Raw genomic sequence first — 26,173 nt, forward strand, 5'->3', positions numbered from 1 at the left:
AATTGCAGTTCCCAGCCCACTCGCCGGCGAGCGTTGCTCCCGGCTACGCCAGAACAACACCACCTCACCCACCAGCTTCCGGGTCTCCGCCACCTCGATGCGGAGCGTCAGCGACTGCCTGCATCTGCGGAAGGTCCTGCAACCGACGCTGATCGCACCCGCCACGGCTCGACCGGGCCGGTTGGCACCTCGCGGGTGGTCACCAGCACCTGTGGCGTGGCTGCTGCACTCGGACGGGCGAACGGCAAGTGGGGGTCGAACACGGTCACGCGGACGACGAAGACGCCATCTCGGCTACGACGACGTGCAGCGGCCGGTCGGCAGGCGCCCAATGACACGCTGCACATGGCTGCTGCCGGGATCTGGACCGGCGTCGGCAGGCTGACGTGACGATCGTGCATTTTCGGCTACGCGGCCCTACAGGGCGACGCGGTTGCGGATGCTGTCGAGCACCGCCTCCGCCGCCCACGCGGCGGCGTCGGCGATGTCACGCCGGTCCATGCCGAACTCGCGGCGAAACGTCACCCAGGTCGCGGCGGAGTCGAGGTGGGACAGCGCCACGATGACCGCCCTGCGCTGCGCCGCGTCGAGGGATGGCACCTCGGCATCCAGCAGCCGCTCGAGGTGCGGCCGGCCGAGCGCCGGCGCCGCGCCGCTCACGCCGCGCATCGCCGTCTCGGCTACGACGTGTGCGAGCTCCGGCCGCTCGTCGTACCGCTGCATCGCGTCGCGGATCGCGAGGGGGATGTCGAAGATCGAGTGCGACTCCTCGCGGACGAACACCGTCGCCTCGATCCACGTCGCGGTCGCCAGCAGCAGATCGACCCGCGTGGGATAGTTGCGGAACACCGTGCGCTCGGCGATGCCGGCCCGGCGCGCGACGAGCCGGAACGACACGTCGTCGCTGCCGACTTCCTCGATCAGCTCGGCATAGGCGGCGAGGATGGCTGCTTGCGTGCCGCTCAACGCCGGGACGTCCGTCGACCCGGTCACGGCTTCGCCCACGTCGCGTCGAGCAGCCTCGCGAGCATGGTGCCCACGGCGCGATCGAACGCGTCGCAGATCTCGCCGGCATCCATGTCGAAGCCCGTGCGCAGTCGCGCCCAGAACATCGCCGACGAGAAGTACCGCAGGGATGCCGCGACCCGCCGCCGATCCCGTCGGTTGAGCGTCGAAGCCGACACGTCGAGCATCGCCTCGATCGCACGCGTGATGTAGGCGGGCTCGGCGTCGATCGTCAGCGAGATCGCGGACGCCCGTGCGCCGACGTATGCGTACGCGGGCGACGCGTCGAAGGCGCGGAAGCGGTCGTGCACAGCGGCGCGGAAATCGGCCACGGTCACGAACGGCGGCAGCGGGAAATGGGTCTGCTCAATCCAGTTCGAAAGTGCGGCGAGCAGGTGCGCACGCGTGGGGTACTGGCGGTAGACCGTGCGCTCCGAGATGCCGACCTCGTCGGCGAGGGCACGATAGGAGATGTCGTCGAACGTGTGCTCACGCAGCAGAGCCGCAGCGCTCGCCAGAATCGCGGTCGCGGTGTCGACCGGCTCCTCCATCACGTTCCCCTGCCTCGATCGGTCGCCCGGTGCGGGGGGCCGGTGACTTCCGGCGGAAGCACGTAGCGATCGGAATTGTCGAGCGTGAGCGCCAGCGACGAGACGTACTGCAACTGGCCGTGCGACCCTCGCTGCGCCGAGGCCAGCATATCCGGCCGCTCGAACATATAGCCGGTGACGTGGCAGCGGAACCGCTCACCCGAGGGGTTGCCGTGCTCGTCGAACAGGGGGGAGTCGATGCCGTCGGAGCGGCGGCGGAGGTAGTAGCGCCCCCGCGTGGCGAGGGCCATGACCGGCGTGGCGACGAACGCGACGCCGATCGCGATGAGCACCGAGAACGGCTTGACGGCGGTGCCGAGCAGCCCGGCGAACGCGAGCAGCGAAAGCACCGAGGCGAGTCCCACCGACACGAGCCCCACCGGGTTCCAGTCGTGCAGCATGCCGCGGCGGAACTCCGGGAAGCGCGGCGAGATGCGCAGCACCCACTTGTTGATCGCGATGTCGGTGGCGATCGTCACGAGCCACGCCATGACGACGTTCGCGTAGAGGCTCAGCACGAACGAGATGAGGGTGAAGACGTCCAGCATCATGAGCCCGTACGCGATCACGAGGTTGAGCAGCACGAAGATCGTGCGACCGGGGTAATGCTTCGTCACCCGGGTGAAGACGTTCGACCAGGCGAGCGAGCCTGAGTACGCGTTCGTCACGTTGATCTTCACCTGCGCGACCACGATGAGCAGGAGGGCGAGGACGATGGCGAGCCAGTCGGGGAACAGGGTCTGGTACATGCCGACGAACTGCTTGACCGGCTCGGTCGCGTTGTGCCCGAGGGTGGCATCCACCTTCACCAGGACGTAGACGGCCAGGAACACCCCGATCACCTGCTTGGTGCCGCTGAAGATGACCCAGCCGGGGCCGGCCAGCGCGAACGACGTCCACCACGAGCGGGCGTTCGCCGGCGTGCGCGGCGGCATGGCGCGGATGTAGTCGATCTGTTCCGCAAGCTGCGGGGTGAGGGCGAAGCACACGGCCGCGCTTGAGACAACGGCGCCGAAACCGATCGAGCCGTCGGAATTGCCGCTGAACGACGTGAAGGCGCGCACCGACTCGGGGTCGGAGACGAGGATCCACAGCAGCGGCAGCAGGGCGAGGGCGAGCCACATGGGCGTGGTCCAGAAATGCAGGCGCTCCAGTGCACGCATGCCGTAGATGACGATCGGGATCACGACCACGGTCGAGATGAGATAGCCGAGCCACGGCGGCATCCCCGTCGCCACCTGCAGCCCCTGCGCCATGATGGCGCCCTCCAGGGCGAAGAAGATGCAGGTGAAACCCGCGAAGACCACTGTTGTGATGATCGAGCCGTAGTAGCCGAATCCCGAGCCGCGGGCGATGAGGTCGAGGTCGAGGTTGTAGCGGGCGGCGTAGTAGGCGACGGGCACGCCCACGATGATGATGATGACCGGCGCGAACAGGATGCCGAGCACGGCGTTGATGGTGCCGTGGTCGATGCCGACGCTCGCGCCGATCGAGAAATCGGCGAGGAACGCGATGGACCCGAGGGCGGTCGCGCCGACGGAGGCCGCGCTCCAGCGCCGGAAGGTGCGCGGCACATATCGGAAGGCATAGTCCTCGAGGCTGTCCTCCGCGGCCGCGCGCGCGTTGCCTGTTCTGCTCACAATGGCATCCCCTCACGCGCTAGGCGTGGGGCATCATCCGGGCCCGTTGTTACGACGGCATTGCAGGCCCGGAAAACAGCAATGTCGGCTCAGATCGCCATGGCGGCCCGCACGGTGGAGACGGCTGCCGATCCCCCCTCATCGGTCTGTGTGACGAAGCCCGAGGCGAGCACGACGTACCGCTCGGCGGCCTCGAGGGCGAAGCCGATGTGCTGCTCGACGAGCAGCACATCGATGCCCTCACTGGCCAGCTGCACGATGGTGTGCTCGATCTCGGCGACGATCGTGGGCTGGATGCCCTCGGTCGGCTCGTCGAGGATGAGCAGCTTCGGCTCGGTGATCAGGGCGCGGGCGATCGCGAGCTGCTGGCGCTGCCCGCCCGAGAGCAGGCCGGCCTTGCGGGCTGCGAACTGCTCCAGTGCGGGGAAGCGAGCCAGCTGCGCGTCGATGAGGGCCTTGCCGCCCCGGCGCCCGTCGGCGACGAGCTGCAGATTCTCGAGCGTGGTGAGCTGGCCGAACGCCTGCTGACCCTGCGGCACGTACGCCATGCCGCGAGCGACGCGCTTGTTGGGGGCCAGCGACGAGATGTCCTCGCCGTCGAAGAACACGCGGCCCTTCGTCGGCTTGATGAGCCCGATCGCGACACGCAGCAGCGTCGTCTTGCCGGCGCCGTTGTGGCCGAGCACGGCCACGACCTTCCCGGCCGGGACCGTCACCCCGTGCAGCACCCGCGTGCGCCCATAGCCGGCCTCGATGTCGGTGAGCTCAAGCATGTGAGTCCTCCTCCTGCTGCGAGCTTGCGAGCCCTGCGGCTGCCGCTTCGGGCACGGCCGCCATGGCGGCCGTGGTCGCGGCGCCCGCGGTGCCCAGGTAGACCTCCTGCACCTTGGGGTCGGCCTGCACCTCGGCCACCGTGCCGTGCGAGAGCACCTTGCCCTGGTGCAGCACCGTCACGCGGGTGGCGAAGCGGCGCATGAAGTCCATGTCGTGCTCGACCACCAGCACAATGCGCTTCGCCGCGACGCGCTGCAGGAGCTCGCCGGTCGCGGTGCGCTCGTCCTGGCTCATACCGGCGACGGGTTCGTCGAGCAGCAGCACCCTCGCGTCCTGCACGAGCAGCATCGCAATCTCCAGCCACTGCTTCTGGCCGTGCGACAGGATGCCGGCCGGCGTGGCGAGCTCGCCGGCGAGTCCTGTCTCATCGAGCGCCTGCATGATCGACGGGTCGACGCCACGCCGGGTCCGTAGCAGCGAGGCCCAGTGGCGGTGGCGTCCGGCGGCGATGTCGAGATTCTGCAGCACCGAGAGCTCGTCGAAGACGCTCGCGGTCTGGAACGTGCGGCCGACCCCGAGTCGGACGATCTTGTGCACCGGCCTGCCGAGCAGCTCCTGCTCGCCGAGCCTCGCCGACCCGGTGGCCGCGGAGAGCCCCGTGATGGCGTCGATGCAGGTCGTCTTGCCGGCACCGTTCGGGCCGATGAGGAACCGGACCTCGCCGGGGTGCGCGTCGAAGGAGACGCCGCCGACCGCGACGAAGCCCGAGAACTCGACGTGGAGGTCCGTGACGACGAGCGAGTCGGTCACGACTTCGCCTCCTCGAGCTGCAGGGTGGCGGTCGGCGCCGCGGGCTGTTCGCCCGGGCCCCGTCGCACTGCCATGAACCTGGCCGGCACCGATGACAGTCCTTTCGGCAGGAAGAGGATGACGACGACGAACAGCAGGCCGATGATGTAGGTCCAGCCGTCGGGCCAGGTGGAGCCGAGGCTCGACTGCCCCCAGCCGACCGCCATCGCGCCGAGCGCGGGGCCGAAGAGCGAGGCGCGGCCGCCGAAGGCAACGCCCGCGATCATGAGGATCGAGGCAGCAGCACCGATCTCGGCCGGAGTGATGATGCCGACGATGGGCACGAACATCGCTCCGCCGATGCTTGCCATCAGCGCTGCGCCGACGAAGGCGACGAGCTTGACGTTGGCCGGGTCGTAGCCGAGGAAGCGCACGCGCTCCTCGGCGTCCCGGGTGGCGACGAGGAGCTCACCGAAGCGGCTGCGGTAGAGCTGCCACACCACGAGCAGGCACACGACGAGCAGCGCGGCCGTGATGAGGTACACCATGGTCCTGTTCGCCGGGTCGTTCAGCACGTAACCGAAGAAGTACTTGAAGTCGCTGAGTCCGGTGTCGCCGCCGGTCTCGCGGATCGTGGAGCTGACCAGGGTGGCGAGCGCGACGGCGAGCGCCTGCGTCAGGATCGCGAAGTACGCGCCCTTCACGCGGCGCTTGAACAGCGCGTAGCCGAGGAGGCCGGCCGCGATCACCGGGAGCAGCACGATCGCCAGCAGGGTGAACGCCGTGCTGCGGAACGGCTCCCAGAACGCCGGGAGCGGCGCGAGCGGATCATAGAGCACCATGAACCCCGGCACCCCGTCACCTGCGGTCTCCAGCGTGAGGTGCATGGCCATCGAGTAGGCACCGAGAGCGAAGAACACCCCCTGGCCCATGACGAGCATCCCGCCCCGGCCCCACGCCAGGCCGATGCCGACGGCGGCCATGGCCCAGCAGAGGTACTTGCCGAGGTTGCTGAGCCAGTGATCGGTGAGCACGAGGGGAGCGACCGCGAGGAGCAGGACGGCGAACACCCCGATGCCGGAGAGGGAAAGCCAGGGCTTCAGTTTGGTCATACCAGACTCCTGGTTCGCACCGTGAACAGGCCCTGCGGGCGCACCTGCAGGAAGACGATCACGAGGATGAGGGCAAGCACCTGCGCGAGGCTGCCGGTCGTCCAGTAGGCGAAGCACGAGAGGCCGACGCCCACCGCCAATGCGGCGATGATGGTGCCCTTGAGCTGGCCGATGCCGCCTGCGGCGACGACGAGGAAGGCCGGGATGATGTACTGCACGCCCATCGTGGAGTTCGTGCCGCCGATGAGCGACGCGGCCACTCCGGCGACCCCGGCCAGCCCCGACCCGACGAAGAAGGTCAGGCGGTCGACGGTGCGGGTGGAGATCCCCGCGGTCTCGGCGAGGTCCCGGTTGTGCACGGTCGCCCGGATGCGGCGGCCGAACGAGGTGTACTTGAGCCAGGCCGCCAGCGCGGCGACGCAGACGGTCGCGAGCACGATGGTGAACACCTGCCGCAGCGGCCAGTCGTAGCCGAGGATGGTCAACTGCCCGTCGAGCCAGCCCGGCTTCTCCACCGGGACGCCCTGGGACGGGAAGATCTGCAGCGCCGCCTGTTGCAGGATCAGGCTGACACCGACCGTGACGAGCAGGGTGTCGAGGGGTCTGCGGTACATCCACTGGATGATGCTGACCTCCAGCAGGAGGCCGAACAGTCCGGCGACGAGGAACGCGACCGGCAGCGCGACCGGGATCGACAGGTCGCTGGAGTCGATGACCTGCTGGACGAGGTAGGCGGTGAATGCGCCGATCATGAGGAACTCGCCGTGGGCCATGTTGATCACGCCCATCTGGCCGAACGTGAGCGAGAGGCCGAGCGCGGCGAGCAGGAGCAGCGCACCCTGTGCGCTGCCGTTCAGCAGCGGTGGGATCAGTGAGTCCACGTGCTCTCGCTCTCTGTGCGGAGGTGGGTGTGCGGGGGATCCGGGGTACGCGGGGTTGCCTGACGCAACCCCGCGTCCGGGTGGAACTGTCAGCCGGCGGACTTCACGAGCTGGTCACGGACGCTCGCCGGGAACCAGTCGTAGCCCTTGAGGAACGGGTCGGGCTTGATGAACGCGTCGGAGGACCAGACGATGTCGAACTGGTTACTGGCGTTGATCTTGCCGATGTGACCCGGCTTCGAGATGTGGTGGTTCTCGCCGTCGAGCGTGACGGTGCCCTCCGGCGCGGCGAACGTGATGCCGCCCTTCTTCGCCGCGGCGTTCACCGCGTTGACGTCGAACGAGCCGGCCGCCTCGACGAGTGCCTTGTACAGGTACAGCGAGATGTAGGCGGCCTCCATCGGGTCGGAGGTGACGCCGCTGCTGTTGGGGTATGCCTTCCAGCTGTCGATGAACTTCTGGTTGGTGTCGGTCTTGAGCGACTGGAAGTAGTTCCACGACGCGTAGTGGCCGGTGACCGCGTGACCCATGGCCGGCGCCTCCTCCTCGGCGATCGACACCGAGATGATCGGCGTCGTCTCCGCGGTGAGGCCGGCGTCGTAGTAGGCCTTGATGAAGCCGACGTTCGACGAGCCGTTGATGGTGTTGAAGATGAAGTCGGGCTTGGCCGCCTTGATCTTCGCCACCTGGGTGGTCCAGTCGTCCTTGTCGAGAGGCACGTACTCCTCACCGACGATCTTGATGCCGAGCTTGGCCGCGTAGAGCTTGATGATCGCGTTCGCGGTGCGCGGGAAGACGTAGTCGCTGCCGGCGAGGAACAGGTTCTTCACGCCCTTGGAGGCGAGGAAGTCCATCGCGGGGATGATCTGCTGGTTGGTGGTCGCACCGGTGTAGTAGATGTTCGGCGACGCCTCGAGGCCCTCGTACTGCACCGGGTAGAAGAAGAGGCCGTTGTTCTTCTCGACGACCGGCTTGACGGCCTTGCGGGAGGACGAGGTCCAGCCGCCGAAGATCGCGCCGACGCAGTCCTGGGTGAGCAGCTTCTCGGTCTTCTCCGCGAAGGTGGGCCAGTCGGTGGCGCCGTCCTCCTGGACGTACTTGATCTTCTTCTTGAGGATGCCGCCGCTGGCATTGATCTCGTCGGCAGCCATGTGCAGCACGTTGGAGACGGTCTTCTCGGAGATCGCCATGCCGCCGGTCAGGGAGTTGAGGAAGCCGAGCTTGATCGTGTCGCCGGAGGTGTCGATGCAGCTGGCCGCCGAAGCCGCCCCGCCGGGCTTCTCCTCGTCGCCGGCCTTGGCGCCACAGCCGGCGAGCACGAGGGCCACGGTCGTCCCGATGGCGCCCGTGGCCACAAGCGTGCGCAGCCGCTTGCTGGTGGTGGACATATGTGAGAGCTCCGTTCCTGGTAAAGGGGCGTGACGCCTGGGTCGCGGCACGGCGGATCGTGCGGATACACATGTCCAGGGCGAACCGCCGGCGTCCCGAGCGCCCCACCCCGTGTCGCCGGAAAGGTGCAGCCGACTGTGCAGGTGAGAGCAGGTTGACCCCGAGTCATTACTCTGACATTTCTTGACCGTTCCAACCCTGTAACCACGGGCCCGACTGCAGTCCAATTGCCCTGCAAATACGTGGAAAATCGTGGAATGACGATGTCAAAGTACTGCCACAGTCGGAGGGGGCGTGGCAGTCATGGCACACTTCTGACATCCGGGTTGGGCCAGGGGCCCGCCTTGATGGCGGCCAGTACACCGGGTCGCCCGGGCGGTCAACAGCCGATCTCGTTTGGCCCCAGACGAACCGGGCGGGCAGATCGGGACGGCGCCACGGGAGCGCCGCCTGTTGCCGAGCTCGTGGCACGGAAGCCGGGCTGGCCTAGGCTTCCACCTTGTGATCCGCGTGCTCATCGCCGACGACCAGCCGATGGTGCGGGCGGGGCTGCGGCAGATCCTCGGCGCCGAGCCCGACGTCGAGGTGGTCGCCGAGGCCGCCGACGGGGTCGAGGCGCTGCGGCTGGCCCGGGAGCTCGCCCCGGACGTCGCCCTGCTCGACATCCGCATGCCGCGCATGGACGGCCTCACCGTGACCCGGCACCTCGCCGGCGGACCGACCCGGGTCGTCGTGGTCACCACGTTCGACCTGGACGAGTACGTCTACCCGGCGCTGCGCGACGGCGCCTCCGGCTTCCTGCTCAAACGGTCCGGGCCGGCGCTGCTGGCCGAGGCGGTCCGCGCCGCGTACGCCGGGGACAGCCTGATCAGCCCCTCGATCACGGTGCGGCTGCTGAAGCACGTCACCGGTCCCCGCCCGGTCCGGCCCGCACCGGTCGAGGCGCTCACGGAACGGGAGCTGGAGGTGGCCGCGCACGTCGGCGCGGGCCGCACCAACGCGGAGATCGGCGCCGAACTGTTCATCTCGGCGGGCACGGTCAAGACGCACGTCGCCGCGATCCAGCGCAAGCTCGGCGTGCGCAACCGCGTCGGGATCGCCGTGTGGGCGTGGGACACGGGCACCGTGGCACCGTGACCCGCCCCCTCAAGCTGCTCCTGGTGGTGCTGCCGGTCGGGCTGCTGTGGCTGTGCGCGCTGCCGCTGACCGGGCCCGCCGGCATCGTTCCCGGCGCCGCCGCGGGGGCCGCCGTGACGGTCGCCGCCCTCGCGCGCACGCCGTGGCCGGCGATGCTGGCCGCCGCCGGGTCCTTGCTGACCGACGCGCTCTACACCGGCCCGCCGCAGCCGCCCGCGCTGTGGGCGCCGGTCGAGTTCGTTGCGCTGACCGTCCTGCTGGTGTCGCTCGCCCGCCGGGGACCGGCCCGTGCCGTCGTCGCCGTCGGCCTCGCCGTCACCGCGCTGCCGCTGCGGATGTCCCTGCACGTGCCCGGCGACCGGGTCGAGGCGTCGGTGCTGCTCGTCGCGGCCGCGTTCACGGCGGCGGTCTGCACCACCGGCACCGGGCTGTACCTGCGGCTCGGCGACCACCGGCGGCGGCTGGCCGAGGAGCAGGCCCGCCGGGCGCACCGCCTGGACCTGGCCCGCGACCTGCACGACCTGGTTGCCCACGAGGTCACCGGCATCGTGATCGCGGCGCAGGCGGCGGCGCTGCCCGACATCGAGGCGGCGGGCCTGCGGGCGCTGGAGGCCATGGACCAGATGGTCAGCACCCTGCGCGGACCGGTGTCACAGCGCGTCCACGGCGTCGCGGACCTGCCGGACGTGGTGCGCCGGTTCTCCACCACCGGCCCGACCGCGGCGACGCTGTCGATGCCGGCGGTGCCGGACCTGTCCCCGGACGCGTCGAAGGCCGCCTACCACGTGGTGATCGAGGCACTGACCAACGTCCGCCGGCACGCCCCGGCCGCGACCACCGTGACGGTGACCGTGACATCGACAGGCCCGGGGGTCGAGCTGCGGATCGTGAACGACAAGAGCGCGGGACCGCGGCTGGAAAGGGACGGCGGCGGCACCGGCCTCGTCGGCCTCGACGAGCGGGTCAGGTCCGTCGGCGGCGACCTGACCGCCGGTCCGCTCGGCGACGGCTGGCAGGTGACCTGCCACCTGCCAGCCGTCAGCTGACGTATCAGCCGAGGTTGACGATGATCACCAACGCGATGATCAGGAGAAACGGGATGCACAGCCCGATGATGCTGATCGGGCGGGCCAGCAGCCGGGGGCCCGGGTCCATCGGCTGGCGGGCGCCGCCGAACGGCGAGGGCTGCGGCGGGGCGAGCCTGGCGACCTTGCCCCGGTTGATGATGTTCCACAGCACGATGAACGGCGTGATCAGGAACGAGATGTAGCCGTACCAACCCTGGATGAGGGTCTTCGAGGTCATCTCGCGGAACGTGGCCATGCCGCAGTCCCGGCAGAACGGGCCGTCGACGTGGCGGAACTGCATCACGATGATCATGCCCCGGTGACCGCGGAACTTGGTCTTGGCGGTGGGGACGTTGTTGCAGAAGCGGCAGGGGGTGAGCTGGGCAGCCTGCTGTTGCTGCTGAGCCGATGTTGACATGGTGGTTCCTCCCGTGAAGGGCAACAGGCTACGACATCTCCGGCGGCCATGGGGGCCCGGAATCTGCCGTTCGGCAGATGTGCGCCGCGGTGGCAGTCGGGACGCTCGAACGATGCTGGAACTGATCGACATCACGAAGGTCTACAAGGGGCACAAGCGCGCCGTCGACGGGCTGACGCTGCGGCTCGGGCCGGGTCTCGTGGGGCTGCTCGGGCCCAACGGGGCCGGGAAGTCCTCGCTGCTGCGCATCGCGGCGACGGTCACCCGGCCGACCGGCGGGCAGGTGCGCTTCGCCGGCGGCGACGCGGTGGCCAGGCCGGGCCCGCTGCGCCGGGCGCTCGGGTACCTCCCGCAGGACTTCGGCGTGTACCCGCACCTCACCGGGCACGAGTTCCTCAGCTACCTGGCCGCCGTCCGCGGGCTGGCGGGACGCTCCGCCCGGGCGCGCGTCGGCGAGCTGCTCGAGCTGGTCAACCTCACGCACGCCGCGAAGCGGCCCCTCGGCGGATACTCCGGCGGCATGCTGCGGCGGGTCGGGATCGCGCAGGCGCTCCTCGCGGACCCGCGGATCATCGTCGTGGACGAGCCGACCGCGGGTCTCGACCCGGAGGAGCGGGTGCGGTTCCGCAACCTGCTGAGCGACCTGTCCGCGGACCGGTCGGTGCTGCTGTCGACGCACGTCGTCTCCGACGTCGAGTCGGTCGCGACCCGCATCGTGGTCGTCACCGGCGGCCGGATCCGGTTCGACGGTGAACCCGCCGAGCTCCAGCGCGGCGTCGCCGGGCACGTCTGGGAGCTGACCGTGCCGCCGGCCGAGCTGGCCGCCCTGCAGCGGCGCCTGCCGGTGACCCGCCTCGTCCGCACCGCCGAGCAGGTCCGGGTGCGGGTCCTGGCCGCGCACCGGCCGGCGCCGGACGCGACCCCGGTCCCGCCGGACCTGGAGGACGCCTACCTCGCCGTCGTGCACCGCACCCGGGCCACGACATGAAGGCCGGCGTGACGGCCTGGTGGGGGCTCACCGTCGCGGACTTCCGCGAGCGGGTGCGCCGGCCCGCGTACCTGGTGATGCTGATCTCGGCGGTCGGCCTGGGCTGGCTGGCGGTGCCGCCCACCGACGCGCGCTGGGTGGTGCTCGACGCCGGTGGGTACCGCGGCCTCTACACCAGCGCGTACGTCGGCCTGGTGACCGCCCTGACCAGCGCGCTGTGGCTCACGTTCGTCGGGTTCTACCTGGTCCGCGACGCCGTGGCGCGCGACGTGCGCACCGGCGTCGGCCAGCTGCTCGCCGCCGGCCCGCTGCGCACGCCGGTGTACCTGGCCGGCAAGTTCACCAGCAACCTGCTGGTGCTCGGCTCGATGGCCGGGGTCCTCGCGGTGACCGCGCTGGTGCTGCAGCTGCTGCGGGGCGAGTCCCGCACCGTCGACCCGGTCGGGCTGATGGCGCCGTTCGTGTTCCTGGCGCTGCCGATGCTCGCCGTGACCGCCGCCGCGGCGCTGCTGTTCGAGACGACCCCGGTGCTGCGCTCCGGGTTCGGCAACATGCTGTGGTGCTTCGTGTGGATGGCCGGCGCGATCGGCGGTCAGTCGGCGTCGGCACCGCTGGGCGGCATCGGCGTCGGCCAGCTGGCCGGGACGATGCCGGCGACGGCCGACACGTTCGGGCTGGGTCTCATGTACGTCGACCGTCCACTGCGGACCTTCGAATGGTCCGGGCTGCCACTGGACGCCGGCTTCGTCGCGGGGCGGGTCGCGCTGACCCTCCTTGCGGTGGCCGTCGCGCTGCTGCCGGCGCTGTGGTTCCACCGCTTCGACGTCGCCGCCCGCTCCACCGCCCGGTCACTGCCGGAGCCGCACACCGTCTACCGGGGACTGCCACCGACCGCGGCCGTCGCCGGGTCCGCGACCGGGCGGCTGCTCGCCGCCGAGGTGCTGATCCTGGTCCGGGGCACGCCATGGTGGTGGTGGGCCGGCGCGGCGGTGCTCGCGGTCGCGGGTCTCGCCGCGCCGCCCGGCCCGGTGCTCGCCGTCGTGTGGATCTGGCCGGTGCTGCTCTGGTCCCGCCTCGGGACCCGCGACGAGACGGCGGCGATCCTCGCGGCGTATCCCGCTCCACGCCGGCGCCTCGTTGCCGAGTGGGCCGCCGGGGTGCTCGTCGCCGCCGCCATCGGAGCCCTCCCCGCCGTCCGGATGCTGGCCGGCGCCGACCTGCCCGGCCTCGCTGCGTGGACCGCCGGCGCCCTGTTCATCCCGGCGCTGGCACTCGCGCTCGGCACGCTCACCGGCGTGCCACGCACCTTCCAGGCGCTCTACACCGTGCTCTGGTACATGCTGATCAACGACGTCGCAGCCCTGGACTTCATGGGGGCGCTGCCGTCCGGTGGCCCGCCACCCGCAGCGGTCGCCGGCGCGGCGGTGGCGCTGTTCGCGCTCGCCTTCGGCGTGACGCGGCTGCGCCACGCCCGCCGCTGAGGTTCCCGTGATCCGGAAGACCTTGTGTAGTCAGGGGTGCCCAGGGTCTTCCGGATCACGAGGAACTCACGACGGTGACGCCCGCGAGGCGGATCGCCGCCAGCTCGGCGGGGTCGGCGGTGGGGTCGGTGACGAGGACCGCGACCGAGGTCAGCGGCGCGATCGTGGCCAGGCAGTTGCGGCCGATCTTCGAGCCGTCGGCGACGACGATGACGTGGGCGGCGCGGCGGAGCATGGTGGCGTTGGTGTTGGCCTCGATGTCGTCGTGGGTGGTGAGGCCGCCGGCCGCGGAGACGCCGTCGACGCCGATCACGGCGACCTGCAGGTGCAGCCCGTTGAGGGTGCGGTCGGCGATGGGGCCGACCAGCTCGTAGGACTGCGTGCGGGTCACCCCGCCGGTCATGATCAGTTTGAGGCGGGGAAGCAGCGCCAGTTCGGCGGCGATGTTGACCGCGTTGGTGACGACGGTCAGGTCGACGCGGGTGGCGAGCAGCCTGGCCAGCAGGTGGGTCGTCGTGCCGCCGGTGAGGCCCAGGGTCAGCGGGCCGTGCGGGAGCAGGTCGAAGGCCAGCCGCGCGATCGCCGCCTTGGCCTCGCGGTGCCGGCCGGTGCGGTAGCGGACCGGGAGCTCGATGTGGGACGGCGAGGCCGCGACCGCGCCGCCGTGGGTGCGGGCGAGCAGCTTCTGGTCTTCCAGGGTCTGCAGGTCGCGGCGGATGGTCGCGGCCGAGACGCCGAACTCGGCGGCCAGCGAGCCGGCGTCGATCGAGCCGTCGCCCGAGACGCGGGTCAGGATCGCGGAGACGCGATCGGCGCGGCGGCGGCTCACAAGCAGCCAAACGCGCAGTTCAGAATGTCCACTTGAGCAAGATAGCTTGTGAGGCGCGCAGGAATCGCGCAACCCTGGTGGCATGACGGACACCGCGAACGAGATCGCCAGCCAGCCCGAGACGTGGGCGCGGGCCGCAAGCGTCGACGGTGCCGCGCTCGTCGCGCCCGGGGAGCGGGTGCTGGTGCTGGGCTGCGGCACGTCGTGGTTCATGGCGCAGAGCCTGGCCGAGCTGCGGGAGTCGGCCGGCTTCGGCGAGACCGACGCCGTGTGCGCGTCGGAGTTCGTGCCGCGCCGCCGGTATGACCGGGTCATCGCGATCACCAGGTCGGGCACGTCGACGGAGGTGCTCGACGCGCTGCGGCAGATCCCGGAGGGCACGCACCGGGTGGCGATCACCGCGGTGGACGGCGAGCCGGTCGACCAGCTCGTCGAGGAGCGGATCCTGCTGGACTTCGCCGACGAGCGCAGCGTCGTGCAGACGAGGTTCCCGACCACGCTGCTGGCGGTGGCGCGCCGGGCGTACGGGGAGGACCTGTCGCACCTGGTCGCCGACGGCGAGGCGGCCCTGGCCGCGGACCTCCCCGGCGACACCGGGAAGACCGAGCACCTGGTGTTCCTCGGCACCGGCTGGACCGTGGGGCTGGCGCACGAGGCGGCGCTGAAGGTCCGCGAGGCGGCCCAGGCCTGGTCGGAGTCGTACCCGGCGATGGACTACCGGCACGGACCGGTCGCCGTGGCCGGGGCGCGGAGCCTGGTCTGGGCGTTCGGCGCGGTGCCGGAGTCGCTGGACGAGCCGATCCGCGGCGCGGGGGCGACCCCGGTCCGCAACGGCCTCGACCCCCTGGCCCAGCTCGTCCTCGCGCAGCGGTTCGCCGTCGCGCTCGCGGAGCACAAGGGGCTCGACCCGGACCGGCCGAGGCTGCTGACCCGTTCCGTGATCCTGACCCAGCCATGATCGTCACGGTGACGCTGAATCCCGCGCTGGACCTCACGTACACCGTGGACGCGCTGGTGCCGCACGCCACGCACCGCGTCCGGCGGGTGGCGGAGCGGGCCGGCGGCAAGGGGCTCAACGTCGCCGCGGTGCTGCACGCGCTCGGCGAGCCGGTCCTGGCGACCGGGCTGCTCGGCGGGGCGACGGGCGCCGTCGTCCAGGCGAAGATCCGCACCCCGCACAGCTTCACCCCGATCGGCGGGGAGACCCGGCGGACCGTGACGGTCGTCGACCGCACGGACGCGACCGGGCTGTGGGAGCCGGGACCGGTCGTGACCGATGTGGAGTGGGCCGCGTTCCAGGCGAACTACGTCGCGCTGGTGCAGGACGCCGAGGTGGTCGTGCTGTCGGGGTCACTGCCGCAGGGACTTCCGGACGACGCCTATGCGGTGCTGATCCGGCTGGCTCGGCGGCACCACTGCCGCAGCGTCCTCGACACCAGCGGTGCGGCACTCGAGCGGGGCGCGGCGGCCGGGCCGGACGTGGTCAAGCCCAACGCCCAGGAACTCGCCGCACTGCAGAGCCCGACGGCGGCGGTCGTCGAGTCGCACGGGCCGGAAGGGCTGATCGCCCGGACGCCGCAGGGGTCGTGGCGGGCGGCGCCGCCCGAGGTGGTGACCGGCAACCCGACCGGCGCAGGCGACGCGTGCGCGGCGGCGCTCGCCCGCGGCCTGCGCGACGGCACGCCGTGGCCGGCACTGCTCGCGGACGCGGTGGCCCTGGCCGCGGCTGCGGTCAAAGCACCGGTCGCCGGCGAGATCGACATCAACCACTACCGAGCAACGAGGGAACGGGTCCATGTTCAGCCCCACGGGTGAGATCGTCGAGGCCGCACGGGTGGCGGGGGTCGGCGTCGGCGCGTTCAACGTCATCACCGTCGAGCACGCCGAGGCGATCGTCGCCGGGGCGGAGGCGGCGGGCCGGCCGGTGGTGCTGCAGATCAGCCAGAACGCGGTGAAGTTCCACGGTGGGCGGCTCGGCCCGATCGCGGCGGCGGCGCGGCGGGTCGCGGAGCTGTCGGCGGTGGCCGTGGGGCTGCACCTGGACCACGTGGAGAGCGACGAGCTGTTCGACCTGGCCGCGGCGCACGGGTTCGGCTCGGCGATGTACGACGCGTCGCGGCTGCCGTTCGCGGACAATGTCCGAGCGACGGCGGACGCGGTCCGGCGCGGGCACGCGGCCGGGATCTGGGTGGAGAGCGAGCTCGGCGAGGTCGGCGGCAAGGACGGCGCCCACGCCCCGGGCGCGCGGACAGACCCGGGGGAGGCGGCGGCGTATGTCGAGGCGACCGGCGTCGACGCCCTCGCGGTCGCGGTCGGGTCGAGCCACGCGATGACGACCCGGACGGCGTCCCTCGACCACGACCTCATCGCGCGGCTCAACACAGCGGTGCCGGTGCCGCTGGTGCTGCACGGTTCGTCGGGACTGCCGGACGGCGAGCTCCGCGCGGCGGTCCGGGGCGGGCTCGTGAAAATCAACATCGGCACGGCGCTGAACATCGCGTTCACCGATGCGATCCGGGCCACCCTCGGCGACCCGGCGGTGGTCGACCCGCGCAAGTACCTGAAGGCCGCCAGGGCCGCGATGGCGGACACGGTGACGCGTTCGCTGCGGGTGGTGACCGAGCTTTAGGCCACCTTTACGTTCGACTTAGATCTCCGGGGAACCCTTGAGAGAGCGCTCTCTCACTGTCTACCGTCTCGGTGCCTGCCCCAACTTTTCCCCGGAGGGCTCATGCCGACCCAACGGCAGACCAGACGCCGTACCTTGCTCGCACTGCTCGCCGTGCCGGTCGTCGGCGCGGTCGCGACGACCGTCATCGTCACCACCAGCGCGGGCGCCGAACAGTCCGACACCGCCGGCCTCATCCAGGCCGAGGCGTGGAGCGGCCAGTCCGGCGCGAAGACCGAGAACACCGGCGACACCGGCGGTGGCAAGAACGTCGGCTGGCTCGCCAACGGTGACTGGATGCGCTACGACGCCATCGACCTCGGCAGCAGCGGCCCCCTGACCGCCAGCGTCCGCGTCGCCGCGGCCAGCCGCGCCGGCGGCACCGTCGAGCTGCACGCCGGCTCCCAGACCGGCGAGCTGCTCGCCAGCTACCCGGTGAACTACACCGGCGGCTGGCAGACGTGGACCACCAAGACCGCCGTCAGCCCGACCGCGCTGACCGGCCCGCAGACCGTCTTCGTCGTGCTGAAGAGCAACCAGGCCGGCGACTTCATCAACATCAACTGGCTGCAGTTCAAGCGGACCCCGACCGCGACGATCCCGGGCTCCCCGACCGCTTCGGCCGGGGGCACCAAGGCGCCGACGAGCGCGCCGCCGGCGCCGCAGACCGGCTGGCCGACCGTCGACGCGGCGAAGCAGGCCGCCGACACCGCCGCGTTCTTCGCCCGCAAGCCCAAGCCGATCACCAACAACCCGGTGAAGGTCCCCGAGTTCAACGCGCAGTGCACGGTCAGCCACCACAACAACGACGACCCGATCGTCTTCCCGGGCCTGGCCGGCGCCGCGCACAACCACACGTTCTTCGGCAACAAGACCACCGATGCCGCCTCGACCGCCGAGAGCCTGTTCGCCGGGGCGACGACGTGCAACCCGGCCGGCGACCACTCGGCCTACTGGATCCCGACGCTGTATCAGAACGGCAAGGTCGTCGACCCCAAGGGCGCGGTGACCATCTACTACGGATCGCGCCTGAAGGACCCGAGCAAGACCCAGCCGTTCCCGTTCGGCCTGCGCATGATCGCCGGTGACGCGAAGACCCAGACGGACACGCCCGACAAGCAGGGCAACCACTTCTGGTGCGCGGGCATCGGCGGCTCGACCGGCCGCACCCCGGACGGTGAGTACCCGGTCTGCGCCCCGACGGCCGAGCTGGTCCGCCAGATCACGTTCCCCGACTGCTGGGACGGCGTGCACCTGGACAGCCCCAACCACAAGGACCACATGGCCAACGGCGACTACACCGGCGCCTGCCCGAAGTCGCACCCGGTGCCGATCCCCTCGGTGTCCTTCGTGATCGCCTACCCGCTGAACACCAACACGACCGGGATCACGCTCTCCTCCGGCAACGGGTACTCGATGCACGCGGACTTCTTCAACGCTTGGGAGCCCGAGGAGCTGGCCCGGCGGGTCCGGGACTGCCTCGACCAGGGCTACAAGTGCAACTCGGCGGGCAACTTCTAGACCGCCGCGCGATCGGAAAGGCCACCCGCCGCCACGGGTGGCCTTTTCACAGCCGGCTGCCAAGTTCAGCGGACGTTGCTGGCAGGCACGGCCACGACAGTTGCTTCCAGCGGCCCTCCCGGAGCGGGCCGACCGACCGCGGGAGCGACAACATGAACAACACCGAGCAGACCACGCCGGTCTGGGCCGAGCCGGTCGCCGTCAACGGCACGCCGGTGCCCCACCTGACCGAACCGAGCGTGGCACCTGTTCAAAACGGCGCGCCGACAGTTCAAGCGCCGGGCAGGTCGTCGAGGTTGAAGACCGCCATCGTCGGAGCGGTCGCGGTGCTGATCATCGGCGGTGGCGGGTTCGCGGTGATCAGGGCGGCCGGCGACAACGGCGCGTCCACCAGCCAGCAGACCGGGGTGCAGGGGGCCCAGGGCGCACAGGGGGCGCCGGGCGGCGGCCAGGGTGCTGCGGGTGGCATGGGTGGCGGGGGTACGGGCGGAGGCATGGGCCGTGGGGCGAACGGCCTCGCCGGGGTGCTCTACGGGGACTTCGTCGCGTCCGACGGCAACGGCGGCACCGTCACCAGGCGCATGCAGACCGGGACGGTCACCGCGGTCAGCGCCTCGTCGATCACCGCGAAGAGCGCCGACGGGCACGCCACGACGTTCGCGGTCACGTCTTCGACGACGGTCGGCGGCGGCGGCGCGATCGGCGACGTGAAGGTCGGTGACACCGTGACCGTGGTCGGCACACTCAGCGGCGAGGCCGCGACTGCCACCACGATCACCGACTCCACGCTCAACCAGGCCAACGGCGGCGGCCAGCAGGGTGGCCAGCCACCGGCCACGAACTGACCGGTCGGAAGAGAGAGGGAGGGTCAGACCGGGGCGAGGGCCCGGCTGCACAGCGTGCGGGCCCACTGGATGCGGTCCAGCGCGACCTCTGGCCGGTCGCCGAAGACCTCGGCGGCGCGGGCGTAGCACTCGTCCGGGCCGAGCCGGTCGAGCGTCCGGTCGACGGTGGCGCGAACCGTCGCGTCGTCGAGATCGGCGTGGTTGGGGGTGTCGGAGACGAACAGGGCCATGCACAGGACCGGGTCCACCAGGCAGGTCGTCATTGTGGCTCACCTCTCACAGAGGTCGTTGGTGTCCTGTCCACCGTCGCTCGGGTGAGGGTGCGGGGCATCTGCGCCAGCATGCGTCCGGCACTGCGGGTTTCCCGACCCGGATATACCGGCTGGCCGCCACCGGCGTCTCAACCGGCATCACCCTCGTCGGGTGCGTCCACCAGCGGGATCCTGATGTCGAGCCGGGTGCCCCGGCCCGGCCGGCTGGCGATGTGCATCGTGCCGCCGAGCGCGGCGACCCGGTCACCGAGGCCGATCAGGCCGGTGCCGGTCTGCGGATCGGCGCCGCCGACCCCGTCGTCCTCGATCGAGACCTCGAGCAGGCCCGCCGGCGGATCGCCGCCGGGCGCCTCCATGATCGCCGCGCGGACGCAGATGAGCTTCGCGTGAGCGTGCCGGATGGCGTTGGTCAGCGCCTCGGCGACGACGTAGTAGACCCCGATCTCGATCTTCGTGTCGAGGCGGGAGGGCAGCGCGAGGCGGACCTCCACCGGTATCGGTGACCTGCGGCCGAGCGACTTGATCGCCGGGACCAGGCCGCCCTCGGACAGGATCGACGGATGGATGCCGCGGGCCAGCTCGCGCAGCTCGTCGATGGCCTCGGCCAGGTCGGTGCCCATCGTGCGCAGCCGGTCCTGCAACCCGTCCTGGACCTGCGTCTCGGTCGCCCGCAGCTGCAGCAGCAGGGCGATCAGCCGCTGCTGGGTGCCGTCGTGCAGGTCGCGCTCGATCCGGCGGCGGCTCTCGTCGGTCGCGGCGACGACCCTGGCCCGGGACGCGGTCAGGTCGGCGCGGGCCTGCGAGTTGGCGATCGCGCTGGCGATGAGGTCGGTGAACTCCGCGGCCCGGGCGGCGTCGTGCTGCAGCAGCGGGTGGGAGCGGGTCGACAGGGCCTTCAGCACGCCCCAGGTCCGCCCGGCGACGAGGACCGGCGCGCCGATCGCGGAGCGGATCGACAGGTCGCCGAACTCATGGCCGAGGAAGTCCGCGCTCTTGGGTCCTTCGAGGCGGATCGGCTTGCCGGAGCGCAGGACCTGCCCGGCGAGGCCCTGGTTCTCCAGGTTGACCTTGCCCAGCGAGATGCGGTGCGAGACGTCCCAGCACCAGCTGGCCACGACGGTGCCGCCGCCGTCGGGTTCGAAGCGGAGCAGGGCCGTGGCGTCCGCGCCGAAGAGCTTGCCGGCCTCCTCGGTCACCGCGCCGAACACGGCCTCCGCCGGCTTCCCCTTGGCCGCGACGGTCGCCACCCGGCGCAGTGCCGCCTGTTCGGCGGCGATCGCGCTGAGCGTGTCGCGGCTCTGCTCCAGCACGCCGACCATCGAGTTGAACGTGCGCTGCATGCTGCCGATCTCCACCGGGCCGTCGGTGGCGACGCGGACGCTCAGGTCGCCGTTGGCGACCTTGTCGGCGGCGGACACCAGCCGGTGCAGGGGGCGGGCCACCATCACGGCGAGCGACCGGGTCAGGATGGCGACGCCGATCAACGAGGTGGCGAAGCCGGCGATCCCCGCGACGAAGGCCCGCTGGCCGGCGATCATCGCGTCCCGCCGGGCGCGTTCGACCGTGGTGCGCTGCGCGTTGGCGAAGTCGTCGAACTGCTGGCGCAGGTCGGAGATCTGCCGCTGGCCGGCGCGGATCGACTCGGCGTTGATGTTCTTCGGCACCGCGCCCTCCTCCAGCGCGATGGAGGGGTCGGCGTAGTCGTCGAGGTAATCGGTGATCTCCACGTTGATCTGGGCGATCCGGTCGGCCTGTGCGGGATCGTCGGCAACGGCCGCCGTGAGCTCCTCCTGCCGGGCCGGGATCTGCTCCTGCGCCGCCTTCCACGGCACCAGCAGCGCCGGGTCACGGGCGAGCGCGAACCCCCGCCGGCCCGCCTCCACGTCCAGCAGGAGCCGCTCGAGGGTGGTCGCCGCCGAGACCGCCCGCTCGGCCTTCGACACCGCAAGCACGGACTCCCGCAGCTGGTAGACGGACAGCAGGATGGCTGCGAACGCGGTGCTGATCAGCAGTGTGAACAGCGCGCACGTCACCCCTAGGCGGAGCGTCAACCCCCCGTGCATGGGGGTGTCCTACCCGGTTAAGCGGGGATATGTTGGCTTTGATGACATCTGTGGTAGTTGCCGACGATGACGTACTGCTCCGGGAGGGGCTCGCCAGCCTCCTGGATCGGCACGGGTATGCCGTGACCGGGATCGCCGACGACGGAGCGCACCTGCTCCGGCTGGTCGAGGAGGTCAGGCCGGACCTGGCGGTCGTGGACATCCGCATGCCGCCGACGCACACCAACGAGGGCCTGGCCGCGGCCCGGGAGATCAGGGCCCGGTTCCCGTCGGTGGCGATCCTCGTGCTGTCGGCGTTCGTCGAGGTGGAGCACGCGATCGAGCTGCTGGCCAGCGGCGAGCGCATCGGCTATCTGCTCAAGACCCGGATCACCGACGTCGAGGAGTTCCTGGAGACGCTGCACCGGGTCCAGGACGGCGGGACCGTGGTCGACCCGGCCGTCGTGCAGGAGCTGGTCGCCGCACACCGGCGGCGGGATCCCCTCGACGTGCTGAGCCCCCGCGAGCGGGAGGTCCTCGGGTTGATGGCGGAGGGGCGGTCCAACGCGGGTGTGGCCAAGGAACTGTGGGTCACCGAGGGCACCGTCGAGAAGCACGTGCGGTCGATCCTGACGAAGCTCGACCTGCCCGAGACCGACGAGACGCACCGCCGGGTCCTGGCGGTCCTCACGTTCCTCGAGGCCGCGTCAGCAGGCACCTGATCACGGCAGCCGGGTCAGCAGGCACCTGATCGCGGCGGCGGACAGGTGCTCCTTCGGCAGGAAGCCGATGGCCTTGCTGTCGGCGAGCAGGTCCGCGACCTCCTCGGCGGAGAACGCCGACACCATGATGACCGGGCTGGTGTCGATGAGGGCGGCGAGGTCGAACCCGCTCTCGTCGCCGAGGCCGACGTCCACCAGCACCACGTCCGGCGTCTGTTCCTGCACGGCGCGCAGCGCCTGTTGGCTGTTCGCCGCGTCCGCGACGACCGAGATGCCCTGTGCGGTCAGCAGGCGCCTGGCACCGACACGGAAGCGTTCCGAGTCGTCAACGATGACGCAGCGGATCGTCATACCGTGAACGGTGCCAGGTGTAGCCGCCGCCGACCTTGCGGCTAGCGGGAAAGAGCAGACCTCGGACCCGGACTCACCCCCGGGGGAGGCGGGGGTGAGCCGGGCCGGAGCGGGTCTCAGACGGCCGCCGTCTCGGCACGTCGCTCGGCGGATGCCGGCTCAGCCGCGGCGGGGCGGCGCGAGGTGCGCACCGCCGCCAGGCCGGCGAGGGCCAGGCCGAAGGCCGCCCAGCCGAGCAGCACCCAGACGTGCGACGCGGCGGCGTGACCGTCGAAGAACGCCGTGCTGCGCAACAGCGAGCCCGCCGCGCCCGGGGGAAGGAACTGGCCGAACGTGCCCCAGCCCGACGGCAGCATCTGCGGGGCGCTGGTCAGCCCCGACAGTGGGTTTCCCAGCAGCATCATGGTCGCCGCCCCCAGGCCCAGACCGGCCGCGCCGAGCAGGGACTCCAGGCCGAGGATGGTCAGGGCGGTGGCGGCGATGCCGAGGGCGACGGCGCCGGAGTTGAACCAGTAGGAGCCCTCGATCGAGCCGAGCCAGAACTGCAGGATCGCGGTGAGGGCGAGGGCGCCGGTGACGGAGAAGGCGAGCGCCCCGGCGAGGCGGCGGGCGACCCCGACGACGAGGCTGGTGAGCAGGCCGGCGGCGGCGATCCCGCCGAGGACGAGCGGCAGCGCGCCGGCGGCCAGACCGGCGCCGCGCGGGTCGTCGGCGGGCAGCGGGACCAGGTCGCGGACCGGCACGGCGGGCTCGGCGCCACCCAGGGCCTGGGCCACCTGCTGGAGGGCCTGCGCGACGGTCGGGCTGGCGGCGGAGGCGATGATCAGCTGCGGGTGGCCGCTGGAGACGTCGATCGCGCCGTACACCTCGCGGTCGAGGATGAGCCGCTCGGCCGCGGCGGTGCCGTCCACGACGGTGACGTCGAACGTGCCGGGGCGTTTCGCCGCCAGCTGCTGGGCGATCTGCGCGGTGGCGGCGGGCGGACCGGCGACGGCGATCGGGATGTCGTGGACGCTCGACCGGGTCGCCGGCCAGGCGAACGCGATCATGATCAGGCTGAGCAGGGCGGTCAACAGGAGCACGATCGCGCCGACGCGGGACCAGGGCGACCGAGGTGCGGTGGGTGCCATCGGAACTCTCCTAAAAGGAACGTTCATTCGCTTACCGTCGAGCATGCGCCCGGCCGCATGGCGCGTCAAGAACGAGCGTTCGCTTTCACGGCGTGGGCTACCTCACGGCGGGTCGCCTTCGGCAGCGTGAACACGAACCGGGAGCCGCCGCCCGGGTTGTCGGTCGCGATGATCGAGCCGCCGTGCCGCTCCACGATCCGCTTGCAGATCGCCAGGCCGAGTCCCGTGCCGGCGTAGCCGCCGGAGCGGTGCGCCCGGTGGAAGTTGTTGAAGATCGCCTCGTGCTGTCCCGCGGGGATGCCGATGCCGTTGTCGGTGATCTCGACCCGGACCAGGTCGCCCTCGATGCGCACCGAGCAGATCTCGATCCGCGGGACGACCCCTGGCGCGGTGTACTTCACCGCGTTGCCGATCAGGTTGTCGACCAGCTGCCGCAGCAGCACCGGGTCGGCGTGCACGTCGTGCAGCCGGCCGAGGGCGAACAGCGGCGCCGGCGTCGCGCCCGAGGCGGCCAGGTCGCCGCGCGCCGTGGTCACGTCCACCACCAGGTCCCGCAACCGGACGTCGACCGGCGCGATGACCGCGTTGCGGGTGGTGGTGTACGCGAGCAGATCGTTGATCAGGTGCCGCATGCGGCCGGAGGCGCGCACGATCCGGCTGAGGCTGTCGGTGGCGTCGCGCTGCGCCGCGGTGTCGGGCATGCCGCGCAACGTGTCGTCGAGGTTCTCGGCCCAGCCGTCGATGGTGGTCAGCGGGTTGAGCAGATCGTGCGCCACCACCCCGGCGAAGGACGCGAGCTCGTCGCGCTGCCGCCGCTCGGCCGTCACGTCGTGGAACACGACCACCACTCCGTCGTCGCCCAGCAGCCGCCGCGCGCTGACGCTCACGATCCGGCCATCGGGCACACCGCTGTTGCGCACCAGCAGCTCCATGTTGTGCACGTCCTCGCCCGCGAGGGCCCGGGTGTGCGCCATGTCCGCGTCCGGCAGCGGGGTGCCGTCCGGATGGAAGAGGCCGTAGTGGCCGGGGTCGGCGATGGTGCCGGTGCCGCTGGTCACGCCGCCGAGCAGCGCCACCGAGGCGGGGTTGCGCATCGCCCAGCTGCCGTCGGTCCGGACCACGGCCACGCCGTCGCTCATCGAGTCGACGATCGTGGTGAGCAGCTGCGCCTGCGCCGCGGCGGCCCGCCCGGTGTCGGTGAGCTGCCGCAGCAGCTCGGCCCGCTCATCCCGGCCGAGGGCGATCGACAGCCCGACGATGGCGACCATGCCGACGAACACCTGCGCCACCAGAGCCCGCGCCTGGAACGACTCGATCACCGCGAACGGCCCCTGCCCGTGCAGCGTGAAGAGCACGGCGATGCTGCCCAGGCACAGGTCGTGCAGGACCACGAACGTGGTGTGCAGCCGCAACCCCGCCCAGACCGTGACCGCGAGCAGCGGAAACGCCAGCGGCAGGCCGTGGTTCGCGGCGAAGCCGATGGCGTAGGCGCTGATCGAGCACACGATCAGCGCCGCGTACTCGGCGAGGCGCAGCGGCGGGATCCGCCGGACCTGCCAGCCACCGCGCCAGTGGTGCCCGACCCGCAGGCCGACCGCCGCGATCAGCAGGATGCTGACCGTGTTGCGGGTGAACCAGACGGCGGCGTCCAGCCAGGAGACGTGTCCGGAGACCAGCCAGACCGCGGGCGGCCCGATCGCGGCGCCGGCGAGCGTGCCCGCCACCGTGGCGAACAGCAGCCGCCACAGGTCGGCCGAGCGGGCCAGCGGCGCGTCGCCGCCGGCCCCCCAGAGCTGCGGACTGAGCCGGGCGTGCACCCGCAGGAACACGGCCACCTGGGTCAGGTTGGCCGCGACGAACCACAGCGCCAGGACGAGCGGGGCGCCGGTCGCCATGTTCACCACCAGGGTGATGGCCGCCAGCATCAGCGGATCGACCCAGCGCAGCCTGGCCCGGCGCTGCATGGAGAACCACAGGACGGTGACCCCCGCCGCCGGCCAGACCAGGCTGAGGCTCGTGCCGTCCATGATGGTCAGCCGGCCCGCGAACGTGGCCAGCAGGCAGAGCACCGACCAGGCCAGCGTCCGCCCGAGTGAGCCGATCATCCGGGCACCAGCACCATGTCGAGCGCGGTCCGGAGGCTCTCCGTGGTGAACGGTTTGCGCAGGTACAGCGCGCCGGTGTCGCGCACGCGAGCAACGACCGCACCGTCCCACAGCACCGTCAGGAACATGGCCGGCAGGTCGGCCCGAAGCTCGCGCAACCGGAGCAGCAGGTCGATGCCGTCCATGCCGGGCAGATCGACGTCGAGGATCGCGCCGTCCGGCAATCCGTGCCGCGCGACCTGCTCCAGTGCCGCATCGCCGCTGGCGGCGGCGAGCACCTCGTGCCCGTCGGCACGCAACCGCTTGACGATCAGTTCCAGGACGTCCTGCTCGTCGTCCACGACCAGAATCCGCGCCATACCGGCCCCCTGCCTGTCACCGTGATGATCGACAGGCAGAGGGCCGTGTTGAGCCTGC

The 26,173-nt window shown here is 71.3% G+C and carries 26 protein-coding genes; 10 read left to right on the forward strand and 16 right to left on the reverse strand.

All coding sequences use genetic code 11. The features are described from left to right. Positions 1 to 417: 417 nt before the first annotated feature. The 8 genes from ACFPIJ_RS03655 to urtA form a co-directional block, all read right to left on the reverse strand. Positions 418 to 993, reverse strand: coding sequence for a TetR/AcrR family transcriptional regulator (locus ACFPIJ_RS03655; RefSeq protein ID WP_380113140.1), 576 nt, complete (start codon positions 991 to 993; stop codon positions 418 to 420). Continuing rightward, complete coding sequence (locus ACFPIJ_RS03660; protein WP_380113300.1) at positions 990 to 1,556, reverse strand: TetR family transcriptional regulator; 567 nt, start codon at positions 1,554 to 1,556, stop codon at positions 990 to 992. The genes ACFPIJ_RS03655 and ACFPIJ_RS03660 overlap by 4 nt, the downstream gene beginning before the upstream one ends. Then, the gene (locus ACFPIJ_RS03665; RefSeq protein WP_380113141.1) at positions 1,556 to 3,235 is read right to left on the reverse strand and encodes a purine-cytosine permease family protein; all 1,680 of its coding nucleotides are present in this window, start codon (positions 3,233 to 3,235) and stop codon (positions 1,556 to 1,558) included. Before ACFPIJ_RS03665 ends, ACFPIJ_RS03660 begins: the two co-directional genes overlap by 1 nt. Positions 3,236 to 3,324: 89 nt before the next feature. Continuing rightward, entirely contained in the window at positions 3,325 to 4,008 is a 684-nt protein-coding gene (locus tag ACFPIJ_RS03670; RefSeq protein ID WP_380113142.1) for an ATP-binding cassette domain-containing protein, read from the reverse strand. Then, positions 4,001 to 4,819, reverse strand: a complete 819-nt coding sequence (gene urtD / locus ACFPIJ_RS03675; RefSeq protein ID WP_380113143.1) for an urea ABC transporter ATP-binding protein UrtD — start codon at positions 4,817 to 4,819, stop codon at positions 4,001 to 4,003. The genes ACFPIJ_RS03670 and urtD overlap by 8 nt, the downstream gene beginning before the upstream one ends. Then, positions 4,816 to 5,910 carry an urea ABC transporter permease subunit UrtC gene (urtC, locus tag ACFPIJ_RS03680; protein WP_380113144.1) on the reverse strand — a complete coding sequence of 365 codons (1,095 nt, stop codon included), beginning with the start codon at positions 5,908 to 5,910 and terminating at the stop codon, positions 4,816 to 4,818. Before urtC ends, urtD begins: the two co-directional genes overlap by 4 nt. Next, the gene (gene urtB / locus ACFPIJ_RS03685; RefSeq protein ID WP_380113145.1) at positions 5,907 to 6,791 is read right to left on the reverse strand and encodes an urea ABC transporter permease subunit UrtB; all 885 of its coding nucleotides are present in this window, start codon (positions 6,789 to 6,791) and stop codon (positions 5,907 to 5,909) included. Before urtB ends, urtC begins: the two co-directional genes overlap by 4 nt. A gap of 89 nt (positions 6,792 to 6,880) precedes the next feature. Continuing rightward, positions 6,881 to 8,179 carry an urea ABC transporter substrate-binding protein gene (gene urtA / locus ACFPIJ_RS03690; RefSeq protein WP_380113146.1) on the reverse strand — a complete coding sequence of 433 codons (1,299 nt, stop codon included), beginning with the start codon at positions 8,177 to 8,179 and terminating at the stop codon, positions 6,881 to 6,883. A 502-nt stretch (positions 8,180 to 8,681) separates the two neighbouring features. On the opposite strand from urtA, the gene ACFPIJ_RS03695 reads away from it, so the two are divergent. Beyond that, complete coding sequence (locus ACFPIJ_RS03695) at positions 8,682 to 9,317, forward strand: response regulator (protein WP_203849105.1); 636 nt, start codon at positions 8,682 to 8,684, stop codon at positions 9,315 to 9,317. After that, positions 9,314 to 10,363: a sensor histidine kinase gene (locus ACFPIJ_RS03700; protein ID WP_380113147.1), complete on the forward strand. Its 1,050-nt coding sequence runs from the start codon at positions 9,314 to 9,316 to the stop codon at positions 10,361 to 10,363. The genes ACFPIJ_RS03695 and ACFPIJ_RS03700 overlap by 4 nt, the downstream gene beginning before the upstream one ends. A 4-nt stretch (positions 10,364 to 10,367) precedes the next feature. Here ACFPIJ_RS03700 and ACFPIJ_RS03705 read toward each other — a convergent pair whose 3' ends face one another. Then, positions 10,368 to 10,802, reverse strand: a complete 435-nt coding sequence (locus ACFPIJ_RS03705) for a hypothetical protein (RefSeq protein ID WP_380113148.1) — start codon at positions 10,800 to 10,802, stop codon at positions 10,368 to 10,370. Between the two features lie 112 nt (positions 10,803 to 10,914). Here ACFPIJ_RS03705 and ACFPIJ_RS03710 point away from each other — a divergent pair, with 112 nt between their 5' ends. Both ACFPIJ_RS03710 and ACFPIJ_RS03715 read left to right on the forward strand, forming a co-directional pair. Next, entirely contained in the window at positions 10,915 to 11,790 is an 876-nt protein-coding gene (locus ACFPIJ_RS03710; RefSeq protein ID WP_380113150.1) for an ATP-binding cassette domain-containing protein, read from the forward strand. Positions 11,791 to 11,798: 8 nt separating this feature from the next. Next, positions 11,799 to 13,271 (forward strand): hypothetical protein, encoded by a 1,473-nt coding sequence (locus tag ACFPIJ_RS03715; RefSeq protein WP_380113151.1) that lies wholly within the window; start codon positions 11,799 to 11,801, stop codon positions 13,269 to 13,271. Positions 13,272 to 13,326: 55 nt separating this feature from the next. Here the strand turns inward: ACFPIJ_RS03715 and ACFPIJ_RS03720 are convergent, their stop codons facing one another. Beyond that, positions 13,327 to 14,100 carry a DeoR/GlpR family DNA-binding transcription regulator gene (locus ACFPIJ_RS03720; protein ID WP_380113153.1) on the reverse strand — a complete coding sequence of 258 codons (774 nt, stop codon included), beginning with the start codon at positions 14,098 to 14,100 and terminating at the stop codon, positions 13,327 to 13,329. Positions 14,101 to 14,182: 82 nt separating this feature from the next. Between ACFPIJ_RS03720 and ACFPIJ_RS03725 the strand changes: the two genes are divergently transcribed. The 5 genes from ACFPIJ_RS03725 to ACFPIJ_RS03745 all read left to right on the forward strand — a co-directional run bounded on the left by ACFPIJ_RS03725 (position 14,183) and on the right by ACFPIJ_RS03745 (position 19,134). Beyond that, a complete protein-coding gene (locus ACFPIJ_RS03725) occupies positions 14,183 to 15,058 on the forward strand; it encodes an SIS domain-containing protein (RefSeq protein ID WP_380113154.1) in 876 nt (291 codons plus the stop codon). Between the two features lie 8 nt (positions 15,059 to 15,066). Further along, positions 15,067 to 15,915 carry a 1-phosphofructokinase family hexose kinase gene (locus ACFPIJ_RS03730; RefSeq protein ID WP_380113155.1) on the forward strand — a complete coding sequence of 283 codons (849 nt, stop codon included), beginning with the start codon at positions 15,067 to 15,069 and terminating at the stop codon, positions 15,913 to 15,915. Further along, the gene (locus ACFPIJ_RS03735; RefSeq protein ID WP_380113156.1) at positions 15,896 to 16,729 is read left to right on the forward strand and encodes a class II fructose-bisphosphate aldolase; all 834 of its coding nucleotides are present in this window, start codon (positions 15,896 to 15,898) and stop codon (positions 16,727 to 16,729) included. Before ACFPIJ_RS03730 ends, ACFPIJ_RS03735 begins: the two co-directional genes overlap by 20 nt. Positions 16,730 to 16,831: 102 nt before the next feature. After that, positions 16,832 to 18,289, forward strand: coding sequence for a DUF1996 domain-containing protein (locus ACFPIJ_RS03740; RefSeq protein ID WP_380113158.1), 1,458 nt, complete (start codon positions 16,832 to 16,834; stop codon positions 18,287 to 18,289). 152 nt (positions 18,290 to 18,441) lie between these two features. Then, positions 18,442 to 19,134, forward strand: a complete 693-nt coding sequence (locus ACFPIJ_RS03745) for a hypothetical protein (protein WP_380113159.1) — start codon at positions 18,442 to 18,444, stop codon at positions 19,132 to 19,134. 23 nt (positions 19,135 to 19,157) lie between these two features. On the opposite strand, the gene ACFPIJ_RS03750 is transcribed toward ACFPIJ_RS03745, so the two are convergent. Continuing rightward, entirely contained in the window at positions 19,158 to 19,397 is a 240-nt protein-coding gene (locus ACFPIJ_RS03750) for a hypothetical protein (RefSeq protein WP_380113160.1), read from the reverse strand. 137 nt (positions 19,398 to 19,534) lie between these two features. Further along, on the reverse strand, positions 19,535 to 21,469 hold the full coding sequence (locus ACFPIJ_RS03755) for a CHASE3 domain-containing protein (RefSeq protein WP_380113161.1): 1,935 nt from the start codon (positions 21,467 to 21,469) through the stop codon (positions 19,535 to 19,537). 41 nt (positions 21,470 to 21,510) lie between these two features. Between ACFPIJ_RS03755 and ACFPIJ_RS03760 the strand changes: the two genes are divergently transcribed. Further along, complete coding sequence (locus tag ACFPIJ_RS03760; protein ID WP_380113163.1) at positions 21,511 to 22,170, forward strand: response regulator transcription factor; 660 nt, start codon at positions 21,511 to 21,513, stop codon at positions 22,168 to 22,170. Here ACFPIJ_RS03760 and ACFPIJ_RS03765 read toward each other — a convergent pair whose 3' ends face one another. The 4 genes from ACFPIJ_RS03765 to ACFPIJ_RS03780 all read right to left on the reverse strand — a co-directional run bounded on the left by ACFPIJ_RS03765 (position 22,171) and on the right by ACFPIJ_RS03780 (position 26,115). Further along, complete coding sequence (locus ACFPIJ_RS03765; protein WP_380113164.1) at positions 22,171 to 22,521, reverse strand: response regulator; 351 nt, start codon at positions 22,519 to 22,521, stop codon at positions 22,171 to 22,173. A 116-nt stretch (positions 22,522 to 22,637) separates the two neighbouring features. Further along, positions 22,638 to 23,651 carry a hypothetical protein gene (locus ACFPIJ_RS03770; RefSeq protein ID WP_380113165.1) on the reverse strand — a complete coding sequence of 338 codons (1,014 nt, stop codon included), beginning with the start codon at positions 23,649 to 23,651 and terminating at the stop codon, positions 22,638 to 22,640. A gap of 65 nt (positions 23,652 to 23,716) precedes the next feature. Then, on the reverse strand, positions 23,717 to 25,756 hold the full coding sequence (locus tag ACFPIJ_RS03775; RefSeq protein ID WP_380113166.1) for an ATP-binding protein: 2,040 nt from the start codon (positions 25,754 to 25,756) through the stop codon (positions 23,717 to 23,719). Further along, complete coding sequence (locus tag ACFPIJ_RS03780) at positions 25,753 to 26,115, reverse strand: response regulator (RefSeq protein ID WP_380113167.1); 363 nt, start codon at positions 26,113 to 26,115, stop codon at positions 25,753 to 25,755. Before ACFPIJ_RS03780 ends, ACFPIJ_RS03775 begins: the two co-directional genes overlap by 4 nt. Between the last annotated feature and the right edge of the window lie 58 nt (positions 26,116 to 26,173).

The sequence above is a fragment of the Dactylosporangium cerinum genome (assembly GCF_042653625.1).
Taxonomy (GTDB): domain Bacteria; phylum Actinomycetota; class Actinomycetes; order Mycobacteriales; family Micromonosporaceae; genus Dactylosporangium; species Dactylosporangium cerinum.

What these genes read in the sequence shown, in the direction of transcription:
- ACFPIJ_RS03660 (WP_380113300.1), bottom strand. Translation starts at nt 1,556, where the DNA reads ATGGAGGAGCCGGTCGACACCGCGACCGCGATTCTGGCGAGCGCTGCG.
- ACFPIJ_RS03670 (WP_380113142.1), bottom strand. Translation starts at nt 4,008, where the DNA reads ATGCTTGAGCTCACCGACATCGAGGCCGGCTATGGGCGCACGCGGGTG.
- urtC (WP_380113144.1), bottom strand. Translation starts at nt 5,910, where the DNA reads ATGACCAAACTGAAGCCCTGGCTTTCCCTCTCCGGCATCGGGGTGTTC.
- urtA (WP_380113146.1), bottom strand. Translation starts at nt 8,179, where the DNA reads ATGTCCACCACCAGCAAGCGGCTGCGCACGCTTGTGGCCACGGGCGCC.
- ACFPIJ_RS03705 (WP_380113148.1), bottom strand. Translation starts at nt 10,802, where the DNA reads ATGTCAACATCGGCTCAGCAGCAACAGCAGGCTGCCCAGCTCACCCCC.
- ACFPIJ_RS03710 (WP_380113150.1), top strand. Translation starts at nt 10,915, where the DNA reads ATGCTGGAACTGATCGACATCACGAAGGTCTACAAGGGGCACAAGCGC.
- ACFPIJ_RS03725 (WP_380113154.1), top strand. Translation starts at nt 14,183, where the DNA reads ATGACGGACACCGCGAACGAGATCGCCAGCCAGCCCGAGACGTGGGCG.
- ACFPIJ_RS03735 (WP_380113156.1), top strand. Translation starts at nt 15,896, where the DNA reads ATGTTCAGCCCCACGGGTGAGATCGTCGAGGCCGCACGGGTGGCGGGG.
- ACFPIJ_RS03740 (WP_380113158.1), top strand. Translation starts at nt 16,832, where the DNA reads ATGCCGACCCAACGGCAGACCAGACGCCGTACCTTGCTCGCACTGCTC.
- ACFPIJ_RS03745 (WP_380113159.1), top strand. Translation starts at nt 18,442, where the DNA reads ATGAACAACACCGAGCAGACCACGCCGGTCTGGGCCGAGCCGGTCGCC.
- ACFPIJ_RS03750 (WP_380113160.1), bottom strand. Translation starts at nt 19,397, where the DNA reads ATGACGACCTGCCTGGTGGACCCGGTCCTGTGCATGGCCCTGTTCGTC.
- ACFPIJ_RS03755 (WP_380113161.1), bottom strand. Translation starts at nt 21,469, where the DNA reads ATGCACGGGGGGTTGACGCTCCGCCTAGGGGTGACGTGCGCGCTGTTC.
- ACFPIJ_RS03760 (WP_380113163.1), top strand. Translation starts at nt 21,511, where the DNA reads ATGACATCTGTGGTAGTTGCCGACGATGACGTACTGCTCCGGGAGGGG.
- ACFPIJ_RS03765 (WP_380113164.1), bottom strand. Translation starts at nt 22,521, where the DNA reads ATGACGATCCGCTGCGTCATCGTTGACGACTCGGAACGCTTCCGTGTC.
- ACFPIJ_RS03770 (WP_380113165.1), bottom strand. Translation starts at nt 23,651, where the DNA reads ATGGCACCCACCGCACCTCGGTCGCCCTGGTCCCGCGTCGGCGCGATC.
- ACFPIJ_RS03775 (WP_380113166.1), bottom strand. Translation starts at nt 25,756, where the DNA reads ATGATCGGCTCACTCGGGCGGACGCTGGCCTGGTCGGTGCTCTGCCTG.
- ACFPIJ_RS03780 (WP_380113167.1), bottom strand. Translation starts at nt 26,115, where the DNA reads ATGGCGCGGATTCTGGTCGTGGACGACGAGCAGGACGTCCTGGAACTG.